Raw genomic sequence first — 16,350 nt, 5'->3', positions numbered from 1 at the left:
TTAGATGTTTAGCTTAACTACATTGTCAATACTGATGATAACAGCACGGGCAAACTTTTGAGATCTGTATTGCCATGCGGGGGAGAAAGAAAAGACTGACCCGGCGTTTATAAAAAAAGGCGTTTTTTTAAAAAAAACCGGGTTAACAATAGAGCCGGTGAAAACATTCCTGAAGTGAGAACAAAAAGACCAGGCTGCCAGAACGACATTACGAATAGAAAAAACCGGGACGGATGGCAACAGCAATTGTATTCTCATAAACAGCAATCTTTCATTTCTGAAACAGTGCTATAAAACTACAGATGTGTTGTTTGAAGCAGGGCACTCAAATGTTGCAGATCAGGGTCTAAAATGTTGCAAAAAGCTGATTATTACGTCCTCTTGCGGGAGAAGGGACGGGATAACCCGATTATTTTTCCTGTTAATACGAATAAAGCCAACGGCCGGCACTTATTTCAAAATTTAATAAGTTTCCCTGAACCATTACCCCAAATCGCTGGTGTCCACCTGAACAAGAAGGGACGAATATTTGGCAGGATTTCTTGAAACCGTAAAAAGAGATGAAACAATAATACCATGAACCAGAATAAGCATGGTATAGCAACTCGTCTTATTTAATAATAAAATCTTACAGGAAAATGACGTGCAGCGTTGGACATGTCAACTGCTTTCACCCGGCGAAACTTTCACGATATCTTATTTTCTGCTATAATACTCTTTCATGATGTACCATGCTTTCTTTTTATTACCTTTTTCAGACAATAACCCCTTCCGGTTGTATCCTTGCTGATAAACGGGATGCATTCTTCCCAATGATCTGTAATCAAATAAGAGCCAGGGGCATACTCCGGATAAGTTAGGAACCGTATTGAACATTTTGATCTGATCGGTATAAATTTTGGCCTGGTATGCTTCTGTCCAATAGGCTGCTTCATCTGCCGGTCCGCTATTGTTGCCGTATAAAGCTTCACCGCCAAACTCGGAAATAAACACTGGTTTGCCAGGATACACTAAGTTCCACTTTGTCTCAGATGGTAAACCTTGCCATGGCGTGTACCATCCAATATACTCGTTAATGGAGATAATATCAGCATACCGGTAAAGAGTATCCCACACGTTGAAAGTGTTATTCTGATAACCCTGGGTGCTAATAACATGAGTCACCAATCTGGCAGCGTCTGAGGATCTGCAGGGTTTTGTAAGTTCAATAAGAGCTTTATCACGGTTTGGAGTGGATGAGTAGGTTTCATTTGAGAGACACCAGATAATGATACTACACCGGTTTCTATCTCTGCGGATCATTTCTTTCATCATTAGTTCCATTTTACCGGAAACAACGCTATCAGCAAAGTCTATATGCTGATACAACGGGAGTTCGCTCCACACCATCAATCCCATTCTTTCAGCTTCTTTAACCATATTCTCATTATGCGGATAGTGAGCTAAGCGAACAAGATTGCATCCCAATTCTTTGGCTGCATTCAGTAAGATAAGTGCATCCTCCTTTGAATATGCCCGGGCTCCTTTGTATGGGTTTTCTTCATGAATATTTACCGCTTTCAAAAAAATTTGTTTTCCGTTCAGCAACACTTTCGTTCCTTTCACTTCAATACTCCTGAAACCGATAGTATCTACCACCGTATCGGTTTCGCTTTTGATAATTACTTTATATCGTTTAGGATTTTCAGGCTTCCAGTGTTTAAAGTCCGAAGAAAATTCAACCCTCGCAACACCGTCATTGCCCGTTTTTGTTTTATACGATAAATTGAGCTCCGGAATTTTTATTTCGATGTTTTGTGCTGATTGCATTCCATTTAATTGTACCCAGCCAAGAACAGTATTCAAACTCCCCTTTTTCAGTTGAATACTATAATCTTCAATATAGGTGTTGCCGGTTTCAATAAGATCAACATCACGGGTTATGCCTCCGTAGTTTAACCAGTCGAAACCAAAGCCGGGCAATCCGTTTTTAAGCCGTATGTTATTTACCTTAACAACGATAGTGTTCAATCCCTCTTTTACTTTACCGGTAATTTCAAACTGAAAGGGAGTAAAACCTCCTTCATGACTTCCTGCTTTATGACCATTCAGAAAAATATCCGCTGTATAATTTACTGCCCCGAAATGAAGAAATAGTCTTTTTTCTTTTTTAATTGTATAGTTGAATTGTTTTCGGTACCAAACTGTGCCTTCAAAATAAGTGAGCTCAGGCATTTGGGAATTAAAATCTCCCGGCACTTTTAATACAGGCCCTCCTTCAAATGAATACTCAAAAAAATCAGTTTTTTTTTGAGGCTTATGTTCGAGCCAAACCTGCCGCCATTCTCCGATTCCTGTCGGGTCAACAATTACATTCCATGCACCATTTAAACTGCGTAAGGTTCTGGCCCCGACACTAATCATAGCCGTCTGAGCATTTAAAATACCGGTCAATAAAAAAATGGACAAAAAAGTCAATACCCGCTGCTTTGACGTTACTACCATGTATTTATTCATTTGCGTTTTGTCTATTATTTCATTGTTATTCCGGTTTCACCTTCCTCCCATCTTTGCATTGCTATCTTTGGGTCTTGCCCTTCCATTCGTCAGTTCTGAAAGGAATGGCAGGCAAGCCTTCAACATTTATAAGATTACATTCAGGATTATCAGCCCAGGCATATCGCACAGCCACTGGTTCATCCACCCGGTCGGAAAACACAATAATTTCATTTCCTTTTATCATAGCGGTTGCCCAGTAAAATTGTTTATTCTTGCCCGCAATAGCAAACCCTGTCACTTCTTTTCCATCTTTTGTTGAAAGCCTGGAACCCGTATTTGTAAAATTGATGCGGATACGATTACCTTCTTTTTGAAAACTTTTATACAACGGTCCCGATGCAATGACATTTTTTTTATACACCAATTTATCTGCAATTAAAGCCAAACGACGTCCCACCTCCTGTTTGTTCATCGGATGAATATTGTCTGCTTCTCCAATATCAATGATGCATGCCATACCGGTATTGGGTTGTAACAGAGTTAATGTTTGCGCTTCACGCAATTCGGCCCATTCGCTTTCGGAAGGAAGCGATTGTCTTTTCTTATAATTTGCCAACTGAACGTATAGAAAAGGAAGATTCCCCTGTTTCCATCTTTGTCTCCAATCCCTGATAAACATCGGAAATAATTTTCGATAATCATAAGCTGCTGTATCATTAGCCTCGCCCTGGTACCACAGAAATCCTTTGATGCCATAGGGAATCAGCGGATTGATCATAGCGTTGAACAGCACTGTTGGGTAGTAGTGATAGTTGCGTATTTTCGGAATTGCAGGTTCAATATCTTTTTTATACAGCCACATTCCTGCTAAAGAAATTTTAGAAGAGCCATCACTAATATAAATGTTTTCTGCCGGCGGATTCAACCCACCCCCGCCCCATAACATAGCAATTCTCAGGGAAATGGTATTTTCTCCATTCTTCACCAGTTTGGCCGGAATGGTATAGAATTGCTTCGGATTACTATTCCATATGGTCTTGCAAATTTCCTCACCATTGAAATAAAGCGAATAGTTCATCTCGGGATGACCAATATTCAGCGTTAAATCTTTTCCGGTAAAGGATTCGGGCAATGTTATTTTTTTTCTTAACCACATCATTCCTTCATAATGACCAATTCCGAAATCTTTTATCACATTCGGCATTTCAATCTTCGTCCAATCAGCGTCGTTATAATCTGGAACAGGGATTATTTTATCCGTATTGTTCTGCGGATGATACACAATGTCCCAAAAACGGACCAGGTTCAAACTATCGTTTACAAAATCATTGGAACTCAGCGTATCATTACTTATAGCTTGCGCCTTGCTGATGGACGAGGTGAGTAACATTTCCCTGCTTGTCCAGGACTCTATCGGGGTGCCGCCCCATGTGCTTTGTATGATACCTATTGGAACGTTTTGGTCATTGTGAATTTTTCTTGCAAAATAAAATGCAACCGCTGAAAAATTTCTTACGCTTACTGTATCACAAATTTTCCATGTGCCGGATAAAACATCCTGCTGAGGAGATAATTTTTTATCATGCTCTACCATGAAGAAACGTATCTGCGAATAGTTGGCACTGTTACTTTCCTTGTTTGTCGTGTTCGATTGTTCATACAAAGATTTGTCGCCATGAATAAGGTTGGCTATGTCTTTGTTTGCCTGAACTTGTTGCACCTGCCATTCCATATTGGATTGACCTGAAGCCAGCCAAACATCACCAATCAAAATACCTTTGAATTTAATTGTTGTCTGTGCTTTCCCTGATTCAAAAATTTCCAGCTCATATGGACCGCCTTCTTTTCTTTTGGGAAAGTACAGCATCCACTTTCCCTCCTTATCGGCTTTTGCAGAGATACGCTCCGTTCCAAGCTTGGCTATAACCACTGATCCAGGCTTTGCCATTCCCCAAACAGGAATTGCTATGCCTCTTTGTAACACCATATTGTCGCCAAACACTTTTGGCAAACTGACCTGGGCATAACATAGTGATTGAAATAAAAATAATGAAGCTGTAAAAAATGATATGCTGATTGATTTATTCATGATCGATCCTTAAGATAGGCTTACTTAACTGAAATTTTTACCCTCTGGAAAATAGTACGGGATGAATTGCCTAATTGCAGGACATATTCACCAGCTTCTGTATCCCATCCTTTTTTTGATTCGTCATAAAAGGCCAGATCAGCAACTTTCACCTGCATTTCAACTGTTTTTGTTTCGCCTGGTTTCAGGAATATTTTTTCAAAAGCCTTTAGTTCTTTTTCTGGACGTAATACAGAACAAACCGGATCGCTGACATATAATTGCGCAACTTCAGCTCCATAAGTGCTGCCTGTATTTTTGATGGTAAACTTTGCATGGATTGTTTCATTTTTCCCATAGCTTGATTTATCCGTTGAAAAATTGCTTATGGAAAAATTAGTATAAGAAAGTCCATACCCGAATGGAAATTGCGGCTGAATTTTTTTGGTATCAAACCAGCGGTATCCTACCAGTATGTCTTCTTCATAATTCACTTTTAAATCTCTGCCGGGAAAATTTCCAAGTGCATGAGCAGGCGATTGCTCCAAAGATACCGGCAGGGTAAATGGTAGTTTGCCGGAAGGATTTACTTTACCACTCAGCAAATCCGCCACTGCATTTCCTGCTTCCATTCCGCCAAACCACGACCATAAAATAGATGGCACCCGGTGAACAATGCCGGTCAATTTTACCGGGGAGCCGGCTATAATAACCACCACTGTATTGGGATTTGCTTTGGCCACTTCCTGCATCAAAATTTCCTGTCCATACGGCAAATCCATATTTTGTTTGTCGGAAGATTCGGTGTCAAAATCATGATTCAATCCACCGAAAATGATCACCACATCGGATTGCCTCGCCACTGCAACTGCTTCATCAATCAGCTTCCAATCCACTTTGGTGGAACCGGACTGGCCGGAGTTGTTACCCTCTTTGAATGAAGATTGCTTTTCGTATCCCTGTGCAAAATTTATTTTTACCGTGGCGCCAAACTTTTGCTGCATGGCTTGCAAAGGAGTGATTTCATATAGGGCCTTTATTTCAGAACTTAGTCCGCCGGCGCAATGTTTGCGGGTGGCATTATCGCCAATAATGGCAATTGATTTTAGTTTACCAAAATTAAGTGGCAACAAGTTCCTGTTATTTTGTAACAACACTGCCGCTTCAGCAGCATCATTATATGCAGCCTGCTGATGTTCTTTTGTATTCATCTTTCCTTTTTCACGAATTGCCTCATCAAACATTTTTGTCTTCATCATTACACGAAGCACATTCGCTACTTTTTCATCAACAACTGATACGGGCACTTTTCCTTCTTCCACTGCTTTAATTAACGGGTTGGCAAAATACCATTCATTGTAATCCTTTTTGTCTGTACCCATTTCCAGGTCAAGACCTGTTAAAGCCGCTTTCACTGTTGTATGTGCAGCAGCCCAATCGGTCATTAACACTCCTTTAAACCCAAACTCTTTGCGAAGTATCTGCCGGTTGAGGTAATCATTTTCCGAGCACCAGTCGCCCCTGAATTTATTGTAAGCAGCCATCACCGTATAAGCGCCGCCTTCCATTACAGATGCTTTAAATCCCGGCAAATAAATTTCACGCAAAGCTCTTTCGCTCATCGTCACATCAACAGAATCGCGGTGTTCTTCCTGGTTATTCGCCAGCCAATGTTTTACACTGGCGGCCACATCTTTTGTTTGCAATGCTTTGATATATGCCACCGACATTTTCGAAATCAACAATGGATCTTCACTCATGTATTCGAAGTTTCTTCCGCATAGCGGTGAGCGGATAATGTTGATGCCGGGACCTAATAAAATATCTTTTTTGCGAAAGCGGGCTTCTTCACCCAATACAAGTCCCCGCTCATAGGCGAGGCGTGGATTCCAACTGGCAGCAAGAGCCGTGCCCGGTGGAAAACAGGTGGCGGAATCATTTGTCCATCCGGCATAAGCCCAGTTATCCCGGTTGATTTCGGCACGAACGCCATGAGGCCCATCGCTCAATGCCCATTCAGGAATGCCTAATCTTTTTATATCCGATACATAAAACTTGGAATTAGCGTGAAGCAGGCTCACTTTTTCCTGTAATGTCATCTGGTTGATAAGGCTGCGGATTTTTTGTTCTATGGCATCGCCGGCTTTTGCCGTTTGTTGCGCATTGGTTACACACATCATTAACAAGGAGGCCGCAAAAAGAAATGTTTTCAAAATTCTATTCATGTATTAATGTTTATTGTTCTTTGGTGAAATTTTGTTCAGAATTGATTTTTATCAGCTGCCAGCGTCATTGTTCCGGCATTATTGATTACATTGCTCGATAGAAAAGAGCTGCAATTAGTTTTTTTGAGAATTACATTATGAAATACGGTTTATATAGTTCACCGGCGTAACAGTGCCGAATAAAACTGTTATGGCTATGAAAGAATCTTTATCACGTTCGCATACGTCAATTCATCAGAAGTTTTTTCCGGCAATGAAACAATCAACCCATTTTCATTTCTTTCAAATGTTAAAGACTGTTTAGTTGGCACCCACTCTACTTTTTGTATTTCTTTCGGAAAGTGCGCATTGTTTTTTGCAAGAGTTTTTATAACAAGCTTTCCATCTTGCGGCCAACCCATAGCTGTTGCAAAAAGCACATCGCCTTTTGTTGCAAAGCGGATGTCTTCATGCGTAAATGCCTTTCCTTTCCCTTCATTAAATCCTGGTCCGTCCAACTTTGCAGTATTTTGTTGTGCGGGACCTTCGCCAAATATTTTCCAGGGCCTTGTACCATAAATGCTTTCACTATTTATTTTCATCCATTGGCCAATTTGCTCCACTATCTTTCTTTCTTTTTCATCAATGCTGCCGTCGCCACGGACTGGGATGTTCAACATGAGGTTACCGTTCTTACTAACAATGTCAACTAAAGTTTGAATGACAGTTGCGGATGTTTTATAGCCATTGCGTTCATACAATCCTCGATCGTAGTGCCAGCCACCAATGCAGGTATCTGTTTGCCAGGGCAGTGGTTGAATCTCGTTAGCTTGTCCTCTTTCTATGTCCCAAACCATCGCCTTACGTTGATTTTCATCCAAAATTTTTCCATTGATCACTGCACGAAGCTCTCCGTGTTCTTTAATGCTTTTATTGTACACGTGAGCAGCAATGCGCAGGCCTACATCACTCACAGGCCACAAGGGTAATTGCGAATCATCAAAATAAACCAGGTCAGGATCGTATTTGTTTATAAGATCGATTGTGCGGTTGTAAAATTTATTGCAATACTCTTTTGAAGGGGTAGTTATTATTCCTTCTTTCCACTCCCAGTTATATCCTTTACTTAATTCATGATTTTGTGCATACAGTTCCTGCGGATCAAGACCTTCCCACCAGGTTCCCTTTCCATCTGCTTTGGTTAGTTTTCCATCGTAAGGCACACCTGCCAGTTCTCCCTTCTTGTCGGAAAGTTGAGCAGGTTCATACCACATCCAGGCATGAGATGCATGAACGCTTACACCAAATGGAAGCCCCTTATTTCTTGCTGCTTTTGCCCAACCTTTAATCAAATCTTTCTTCGGACCGATCTTAGTAGAGTTCCAGTGTTTTTGGTATTTACTATTGTATAAATCCAAATTGTCGTGGTGATTAGCCATTGCCATAAAATATTGTGCGCCTACTGATTTATACAGGCCCACTAATTCTTCCGGATTCCAGTTCTCCGCCTTCCATTCATGTATCACGTCTTTAAAACCAAATTTGGAAGGATGCCCATACTTCTTAAGATGATACAGGTAATGAGAAGAGCCTTCTTCATACATTCCTCTTGCATACCAGTCGCCGTGTTCAGGCTGGCATTGCGGCCCCCAGTGTGCCCACATGCCAAACTTGGCATCGCGATACCATTCAGGCGTTTTATAATTTTGTAAAGACTCCCATGTTGGTTTGAATGGACCGTTTGCAAATGCCTCTCCTGAATATTGTTCTTCAAAAAAATTATTACCCAATGCACGGGATAACCACAGTGCAGGCAAAGTGGCAGTCATTCCTTTGATTAATGTTCTTCTTTTCATTGACGTTATTTCAATTATTTAAAATTACGGTTGCATATTTAAAAGCCTGTGCAAAATCTAATCGTCTGCATGATATTAAAAAGTAAAAAAGGACGGGCACTATAGAAATAGGCCCGTGAAACGATTCTAATAATAATACTGTGCGTATTACTTAGACTGCTTGCTAAACTCACACTGAGACTTTTTATTCATCGTATAAAATGAATTTTCAATTTTTTTCCAATAACTATTGCGCCCCCTGTATTAATGCATTTAATGTTCGTTGGTCCGTTACCGTATAATTGCTTCTGCTAATCATGCCGCCGGTATCCCACCAGAATGGTTTGAGCCCGTTAGCGATTTGCTGCTGTGTTACAAATGTTATCCAATGATCTACTGATGCCTGGTGTTTATCCATATCCAAAGGCGTTGAACGTCTGTAAGCACCATATTCACCTACAATAACCGGAATACCGTTATCCACAAACTTTGTTTTCATTTTTGGAAACTGTGCAACAACAAAATCTTCTTCGCCCCAGGTGGCATTACGGGAAGGTTCTATAGTAGAATGATTATTTTGTCCCCAGTAATAGAACATATTGCCCCAGGGTGCATCTTCTGATAGTGCCGTAAACTGGAATGGCTCATAATAATGAACCTCCACCATCATACGATTAGGAGTAGGATCAGTGGGAAGTGTATTCATCAGGTTGTTTGTATGATCAATATTTGTTGAAGGCCCTTGCACAACAAGTGTTCTGTACGTATTACGGCCACCTGTTGATCTTACTGCACTAATAAAGGTTTGATGATAAGAAAGCAGCACACTCATTGAAGTGGCATCGCTTGCATTAGGCTCATTAGCACTGGCAAACATTAAATGTTCATCAAAGTCACGCATCTTGGTAGCAATTTGTTCCCAGAATGCTTTCTGCTTCGCATTCACTGAAGACTGTGAGCGGGTGGTAATATTGTTTTCCAGCCATCCACCATCCCAATGAATATTGAGAACAACGTACAGATCAGCATTAATACAATATTGCACCACCTGTTTTACCCGGTCAAGCCATGTGTCCTGAATCTTGGCTGTTGTTTGATTTGCATATTGGTTCCAGGAACAGGGAATGCGCACAGCAGTAAATCCGCTTTGCTTATACTTATCAATCAGTGCCTGTGTAACCTGGGGATTGCCCCATGCAGTTTCGCCACCAATAGCTTCAAGGGTATTTCCAATATTGATTCCTAATTTGAATTTGGCAGCCAATTGTACTGCAGTACTCGTCATACCCGTAGCATCAGGAGGTAGCGGATTAGTGTTATAGCTGGGGTAGTTGGCTTTTCCTCCCCTGCCAGTCGTTCCGCTAATTGCCTGTTCTGATTCTGATTGTGCCTTCGATAAATTTTGCTGGTCTTTTTTACAAGAAAGAACTGTGCATGTTACTATGGCAAGTAACAACATCGTTAGATTTGTGCGTTTCATTGGCTTAATTTTAGAGTGATTATTGTTTTCAAATACAAAAGAACTTCTTAGTATTTCGCATTCTCAATTCAATATATCTTTCCTTATTGCGCACCTGTATCAATGCATCCAATACCTGTTGATCAAGCACCGTATTGTTTAGCCTGTAAAAGATGCTGAAACCATGATTGATGATGGATACTCCATCCCAATAGAATGGAAGTAAGCCATGTGCTTGTGGAGGAACTACAGCATCCTTTTTATGGCAGGATGCAAAAGCCAAAACAGCCATAGGCAACCCTAAAAAATTATCTCGTCTTCGTGCTTTCATTGAATCCGTTTGTTAGTGTTTTTTCATTGGGTTAAAAAAACCTGCAGGATGCATCAACTTTCATTGAACACCTGCAGGTTGACCGATTGCTACCTTATGAGAGACTTGTATTCATTTTTCATGTAACCTTCTAAATCTAAACAATGAGTCAATTTTATTGAGATCCTCTTATCCTCATCGGATATATCTTTAGACTTGCATCAAAATCCAAATTTTTGTTTTGTTTGGAGAATGACCTTGAAGCGAATATTTTCATTGTTAATTAATTCATATGATAGCTCTAATGTGTGTCGTAATATTCCTTAGTTATATAATTGTAGATAAGCCAATTATTAGCATCTTTTTTAGCAATAAGCTGCATATGGTCGTCAGTAAGTGTTTTGATTAGCATTTTTGCATTCCAGTTAGCAACCTGGCCACCTTGTGCTTTGTCATGTAAAACCTGCGCACCAATAGTTTGCAACTCCTTTGTAGCTGAGTACAACATGAATTTGCCTGTTCCCGACAGGTCAGGAAACATTTTATTATCGGCTGTAAAATGTGCATCACCAATCAAATCAAAAGTCATAGTACCATAATTGCCTGCTGAAACCCCGGCCCAGGGTATATCTTTAAATGCAGGGGCCCATTCCCATCCTGTACCACCAAAGTAAAATGGTCCGGCAAAATATTTGCTTACAGCGTTAGCATCTAAATCCAAAACCCATGTTTTCGATTTCCCCAATCCCCCTGTTAGTTTAACCCACATAGGGTCACTCACAGTCTTCTCATCAATCGAATTGATCGTTACCGTTACCGGGTCGGCATATACCAGGCCACCACGGCTTTGAGCAGCATATTCAATGGTATAAGTACCCGGGAAAGGAATGTTTACAGTATCCGTTAACTTAATCGAATTACCTGATGGCGACACCCAATAAGGCGTAGCATTTGGGGTAAGGCTTTTAAGAACGATGTCATTAGGATTATTAGCGCTTGGAGCGACGGTAAATTTCAATGCAGCTTTATCTAATGCGGGGCCTAGCTCTATCTTTTCGGGCCTGCAACCTGAAAATAAGGTGATTAACCCGCAAACTACTATTATGGAGTGAATTAACTTTTTCATTTGTATATTTTTTATTGCTTTTTGGCCAAATGGAATTCGTCCCGACTGTAAACGTCGGGGCTCATTTCATGTTTAATAATTTTTAATTAAAACAATTACCATCCTGCATTTTGTTTTAATACGCCGTTAGACAAAGTGATTTGTGAATAAGGTATTTGAGACAACCCTTTTGTTTCGGTGATCTTCGATGCTGAAATAGTCTTCACCGTAGCCACGCCACCATTTTCAAGAGTCACTGTTTCAGCAATAGCTGATGCTGCTACACTTATACCCTGGCGAAGCAGATCCCAATAACGAAGTCCTTCTCCCGCAAACTCCAATCTTCTTTCATTCATAATATTTGCCTGGCTTACGGGCATTTGAACAAAATTGGTTCCGTAAGCTCTCTTGCGTACATCGTCAAAATATTGCTGAGCATTTGGTGAACCTAATTCGGCAGCCATCAATAAAACATCAGCATAGCGGATTGAAACAAAATCCTGGAACTGGCTGATCATAAAGCTGACGCCGCCCATTTTCTCAGCAAGACTTACGCCTGCCGCATCGGCCATTGGAGTGTACTTCTTTGTGTAATATCCCGTGTACTCTCTTTGATCTTTTTTGTTTTTGAAATCGAGACTTTCTCCATCAATTGAAATAATTGAAGCATTCCTTCTTGTGTCATCTGCACTGTATGCATCCCAAAGTTTTGGATTCACCGTAGCGCCTCCCCAACCAAGTCCGTAAGGATAAATGGCCTGAACACGGATGCCCATCATCACCATCCAATGATTGCCATCAACATTACCATTCCAATCACTGGTATAGGTATGCCGGATACTAAAGACAGTTTCCTTGTTATTCTCCCCAACATAATTATTAAGCGATGCTGCAGGCCACAGGTTGGCGAAATTGTCAACCAGGCCAAAACCTCCGTTGCTGATTACATCTTCGAGAGAGGCCAATGCTTCTGCTTTGGAAACGACACCGACTAAATCAGGTTTACCATAATAACCGGTATAATATAGAAATACACGGCCTATCAATGCTTCGGCTGCCCATTTGGTAACTCTTCCAAAAGTAGCAGGAGCCTGAGTACTATAATTAGTGGCAGGAAGATTGGCAGCGGCGAATTTCAAATCCTGCGCAATGAGGCTGTAAACGCTATCGGGATTTGCCTGGGGAAGATTCTCCACTGAGGGTTCTGTAAGCAATGGAATATTGCCCCAAACTCTTACCATATCAAAATACAGGTAGGCACGTATAAACCTTGCTTCCGATTCATATACCTTACGCAGATCATCGTTGCCTTTCCAATCCACCTGGTCAAGATTTTTCAGCAGCATATTGGCACGATAAATAGCCTTGTAATAAACACTCCAGTTATCAGCGAACATATCCTGGTCGGAAGGTGAACGAAGCTTGTCAAACTCGTCTATCATCTGAAAACCAAATCCGTCTGCATTCCCCGTGGCGCCAAATGCATTATCGGACATAACCTCGGTTGCAACAACACTCAATCCGAAGCCGGATGAACCTGTCCGTTGCAATCCATCATATACACCTACTAATGCTTTGAATGCATCCGATTGTGTTTTATAAAAATTTTGCTCTGTCGCACTCGTTACATCTTCTGTATCGAGAAAACTTTTTTTGCAAGACACCAGCGATAACAGAGCGATCACTGGAATATATAATTTTAAATTTTTCATCTTACTGTCATTTTTGATTAAAAGCGAATGTTTGCACCTACCAGTATTGTTCTTGGTCTTGGATAATAACCCACATCTACTCCTGTAGAGAAACCTTCATTGTGCCCTATTTCAGGATCCATTCCGCTGTACTTAGTAAATGTGAAAGCATTTAATACAGAAGCGTATAGTCTGACTTTGCTCAAATAATTTTTCTTTACAATGCGGGCAAAATCATACCCCAGTGTAATTGTGTTGATACGAAGGAAGCTCCCATCATACACGTACAGATCAGAGAACTGCGCAAAGTTGGTTCCTTCCTCGGTTACTCTCGGAATCCGGTTGGATGATCCGGGACCAGTCCAGCGTTCCAGGATCTCAGCAGAATAATTGCCTCGTCCACCCGGGCCTTTCCATGATTGAACCAATTCATTGCCTGCTACACCTGATCCCTGCACCATGAAGTCAAAGCCTTTATAATCAAGTGATACATTAAAGCCAAAAATGAAATCAGGATTTGGATTACCAATCATTGTTCTGTCCTCATTACCAATTACACCATCTCCGTTCAAATCAACATAACGAACATCACCGGGTTTTGCTTCAGGCTGAATAAGACTACCGGTTTTGCTTACGTGAGAATTAACCTCTTCTTCGGTTTGGAAAACGCCGGCTGTTTTCAATCCCCAGAAATAACCTACCGGAAAACCATTCTGTGCCCTGTAGAACTCACCAGCATTGGCATATATTACGTTGGTATTACCATGAACGATATTGTCGTTAGTTGGAATTTTTCCAATTTTGTTTTTATTATATGAACCATTGACGCCAACCGAATAATTAAAGTTTCTGCCTATGGTATTGCGATAGTTCAGAGACAATTCAACACCCGTATTCTTTACATCACCGCCGTTGATCAATGGGGCATCAGCACCTGCAGTTGCAAGAATTGGCGCTGTAATTAACCAGTCCTTTGTCTTCTTAATATAATAGTCGAAAGTAACATTCAATCTCTTTATCACTGTAGCATCAAAGCCAATATTGGTTTGCTCCGAAGTTTCCCATTTCACTCTGGGATTGGCCAAACGATTGGGATAAGCACCCGGCGTATTGGCGCCTTCGGTATTTCCAAAAACATACCCTGCCTGGCTAAAACTGATAGGAGCCAAAAATTGGTAAGCAGGAACGCTTTGATTACCTACACGACCCCAGCTTCCGCGAAGCTTAAAGAAACTTAACCATGAAATGTTCTGCATGAAGTTTTCCCTTGAAGCGATCCATCCTGCAGAAACGGAAGGAAAATAACCCCAGCGATGATCCGGTGCAAACTTGGAAGAACCATCGGCACGGAAGGTAGCATTGAACAAATATTTTTCCTGGAAGTTATATTGCAGTCTTCCAAAATAAGAAAGCAGTGCATCTTCAAAAGGTCCGCCGCCTGCAGAAAGATGATCCGATTCAGGAGCCCTGTTTTGTGCAATATCGAGATAAGCATGTTCTATATCCGCAACGCGTAAATCCCAATTGCTTCCAGAAAGACCTTCGCCTTTTGTATTGATAGCAGTTGTACCAGCCATCACACTGAAGCTGTGATCCTTTGCTACTCTGAAATCATAGCTTAATGTATTGTCAAACTGAAGGGTTCTGCCACTGCCCATTGACTGAAAAACTGTCGATGTATCACGCATGGAGAAGATGGAAAGATGATACACAGGGCTAAAACCGTGGCTCTTATTACTCCAGTAATTCAGTCCCAGGCTTGAGCGAAACCTTAAGCCCTTAATGGGCTCAATTTGCATAAACACATCGCCAAACAAGCCATGGTTATTGTTCCGGCTGTTAGAATTGTAATACATGCTTGCATAAGGATTGGCGGTAGCATTATCCCATGCAGCACCAGGATCTCCAGGAAACCATCCTACCCTGTCTGCGGGGAAGAACTCTCCTGCAGAATCGTACATGGGCAGAAAAGGGCTCGCACTAAAGGCGCCACGCAAAGTATTGTTGTACTGGCCTCCTGTCTGAATACCACGACTGTTTACATTGTTGAATGTAAGATGCTGGCCAACCTTAACGATATTATTGTATAAATTATGTTCAGAGTTTAATTTGAAAGTATAGCGCTCATAATCGGAAATATCGGAGCCGCCAACAATCCCTCCCTGGCTGGTGTAACCTAAAGTTGTTGAATAAATAGAGCTTGCGCTTCCACCCTGAATACCTAGAACATAGTTTTGCGTAGGTACATCCTTCTTAAACATTTGATCCATCCAGTTGGTGTTAACCGGCAAATTATTAATGACATCGTTGGTGAAATAAGGAGCTTTGCCGGAATTGATAGCCTGCTCATTCATGATGATCGCATACTCCTTTGCATTGAGCAACTGGGCTTTCCTTGCAACGTTTTGAATGCCGTAAAAAGCATCCAAAGTAATTTGTGCTTTTTGATTTTGTCTTCCGGTTCTTGTAGTAACAAGAATAACGCCGTTAGCAGCCTGCGAACCATAGATGGCCGCAGAAGCAGCATCTTTTAAAACATCGATGGATTCAATATCGGCAGGGTTAATCGAATTTATATCAACACCCTGAACTCCGTCAACTACAACCAATGGCCCAAAATTGCCAATGGTTCCTTTTCCGCGGATGACAATATTAAATCCTGAACCAGGCTGTCCCGAAGAGGATGTGATTTGCACACCAGATGCTTGTCCCTGCAAGGCATGCAAAGCGGTGGTAGTGTTTTGCTTTTGAAGGTCGTCCCCTTTTACCTGCAGGTTAGCGCCGGTGACTAATTTTTTCTTTTGAACACCATAACCAATCACTACTACATTATCCATTTGATTGTCGGCTTCGTGCAACTGAACTCTCAGCAAACCGGAACCAACTTTTACATTCTGCGCGGCATAACCAACGGAAGTAATTTCGAGAACATCCTCAGGAGATGCTTCGATGGTAAACCCGCCGGCTTCATCGGCTACAGCAGAACGATTGGCACCTTTGACGGTTATGGTTGCCCCGGCAACCGGGGTAGAGGTACGTTGATTAATAACCGTACCGCTAACTTTTTTCGGGGTCGTTTGGGCCATTGCATGAATGGCCAGCAAAGTGAAGGATAGAAATACCAGCAGGCATTTCTTCCATTTGTTTTTGTGGGTTGTCATTTTCATAACAAGCAGTGTTTGTTTAATTAAATTCTTGTT

At 41.3% G+C, this 16,350-nt stretch carries 10 protein-coding genes; all 10 read right to left on the bottom strand.

Going from position 1 to position 16,350, the window contains the following annotated elements; genetic code table 11:
- The 10 genes from P2W73_RS01195 to P2W73_RS01150 all read right to left on the bottom strand — a co-directional run bounded on the left by P2W73_RS01195 (window position 1) and on the right by P2W73_RS01150 (window position 16,317).
- The gene (locus tag P2W73_RS01195) at window positions 1–258 is read right to left on the bottom strand and encodes a hypothetical protein (protein WP_276500143.1); all 258 of its coding nucleotides are present in this window, start codon (window positions 256–258) and stop codon (window positions 1–3) included.
- 438 nt (window positions 259–696) lie between these two features.
- Window positions 697–2,496: a glycoside hydrolase family 2 protein gene (locus P2W73_RS01190; RefSeq protein ID WP_276500142.1), complete on the bottom strand. Its 1,800-nt coding sequence runs from the start codon at window positions 2,494–2,496 to the stop codon at window positions 697–699.
- Window positions 2,497–2,557: 61 nt separating this feature from the next.
- The gene (locus P2W73_RS01185; RefSeq protein WP_276500141.1) at window positions 2,558–4,567 is read right to left on the bottom strand and encodes a sialate O-acetylesterase; all 2,010 of its coding nucleotides are present in this window, start codon (window positions 4,565–4,567) and stop codon (window positions 2,558–2,560) included.
- 20 nt (window positions 4,568–4,587) lie between these two features.
- Window positions 4,588–6,771, bottom strand: coding sequence for a glycoside hydrolase family 3 C-terminal domain-containing protein (locus tag P2W73_RS01180; RefSeq protein WP_276500140.1), 2,184 nt, complete (start codon window positions 6,769–6,771; stop codon window positions 4,588–4,590).
- A 194-nt stretch (window positions 6,772–6,965) separates the two neighbouring features.
- Window positions 6,966–8,606 carry an alpha-L-fucosidase gene (locus P2W73_RS01175; protein ID WP_276500139.1) on the bottom strand — a complete coding sequence of 547 codons (1,641 nt, stop codon included), beginning with the start codon at window positions 8,604–8,606 and terminating at the stop codon, window positions 6,966–6,968.
- 226 nt (window positions 8,607–8,832) lie between these two features.
- Window positions 8,833–10,065: a glycoside hydrolase family 5 protein gene (locus tag P2W73_RS01170; RefSeq protein ID WP_276500138.1), complete on the bottom strand. Its 1,233-nt coding sequence runs from the start codon at window positions 10,063–10,065 to the stop codon at window positions 8,833–8,835.
- A gap of 28 nt (window positions 10,066–10,093) precedes the next feature.
- Window positions 10,094–10,375: a hypothetical protein gene (locus P2W73_RS01165; RefSeq protein WP_276500137.1), complete on the bottom strand. Its 282-nt coding sequence runs from the start codon at window positions 10,373–10,375 to the stop codon at window positions 10,094–10,096.
- Window positions 10,376–10,655: 280 nt separating this feature from the next.
- Window positions 10,656–11,480 carry a hypothetical protein gene (locus tag P2W73_RS01160; protein ID WP_276500136.1) on the bottom strand — a complete coding sequence of 275 codons (825 nt, stop codon included), beginning with the start codon at window positions 11,478–11,480 and terminating at the stop codon, window positions 10,656–10,658.
- Window positions 11,481–11,575: 95 nt separating this feature from the next.
- On the bottom strand, window positions 11,576–13,171 hold the full coding sequence (locus P2W73_RS01155; protein ID WP_276500135.1) for a RagB/SusD family nutrient uptake outer membrane protein: 1,596 nt from the start codon (window positions 13,169–13,171) through the stop codon (window positions 11,576–11,578).
- A 17-nt stretch (window positions 13,172–13,188) separates the two neighbouring features.
- Window positions 13,189–16,317 carry a SusC/RagA family TonB-linked outer membrane protein gene (locus tag P2W73_RS01150; RefSeq protein WP_276500134.1) on the bottom strand — a complete coding sequence of 1,043 codons (3,129 nt, stop codon included), beginning with the start codon at window positions 16,315–16,317 and terminating at the stop codon, window positions 13,189–13,191.
- Between the last annotated feature and the right edge of the window lie 33 nt (window positions 16,318–16,350).

The sequence above is a fragment of the Terrimonas pollutisoli genome, from assembly GCF_029360765.1.
Taxonomy (GTDB): Bacteria; Bacteroidota; Bacteroidia; order Chitinophagales; family Chitinophagaceae; genus Terrimonas_B; species Terrimonas_B pollutisoli.
The sequence above is the reverse complement of the archived record's forward strand: the minus strand, read 5'-3'. Positions and strand labels throughout refer to the sequence as shown.

What these genes read in the sequence shown, in the direction of transcription:
- P2W73_RS01195 (WP_276500143.1), bottom strand. Translation starts at nt 258, where the DNA reads ATGAGAATACAATTGCTGTTGCCATCCGTCCCGGTTTTTTCTATTCGT.
- P2W73_RS01190 (WP_276500142.1), bottom strand. Translation starts at nt 2,496, where the DNA reads ATGAATAAATACATGGTAGTAACGTCAAAGCAGCGGGTATTGACTTTT.
- P2W73_RS01185 (WP_276500141.1), bottom strand. Translation starts at nt 4,567, where the DNA reads ATGAATAAATCAATCAGCATATCATTTTTTACAGCTTCATTATTTTTA.
- P2W73_RS01180 (WP_276500140.1), bottom strand. Translation starts at nt 6,771, where the DNA reads ATGAATAGAATTTTGAAAACATTTCTTTTTGCGGCCTCCTTGTTAATG.
- P2W73_RS01175 (WP_276500139.1), bottom strand. Translation starts at nt 8,606, where the DNA reads ATGAAAAGAAGAACATTAATCAAAGGAATGACTGCCACTTTGCCTGCA.
- P2W73_RS01170 (WP_276500138.1), bottom strand. Translation starts at nt 10,065, where the DNA reads ATGAAACGCACAAATCTAACGATGTTGTTACTTGCCATAGTAACATGC.
- P2W73_RS01165 (WP_276500137.1), bottom strand. Translation starts at nt 10,375, where the DNA reads ATGAAAGCACGAAGACGAGATAATTTTTTAGGGTTGCCTATGGCTGTT.
- P2W73_RS01160 (WP_276500136.1), bottom strand. Translation starts at nt 11,480, where the DNA reads ATGAAAAAGTTAATTCACTCCATAATAGTAGTTTGCGGGTTAATCACC.
- P2W73_RS01155 (WP_276500135.1), bottom strand. Translation starts at nt 13,171, where the DNA reads ATGAAAAATTTAAAATTATATATTCCAGTGATCGCTCTGTTATCGCTG.
- P2W73_RS01150 (WP_276500134.1), bottom strand. Translation starts at nt 16,317, where the DNA reads ATGAAAATGACAACCCACAAAAACAAATGGAAGAAATGCCTGCTGGTA.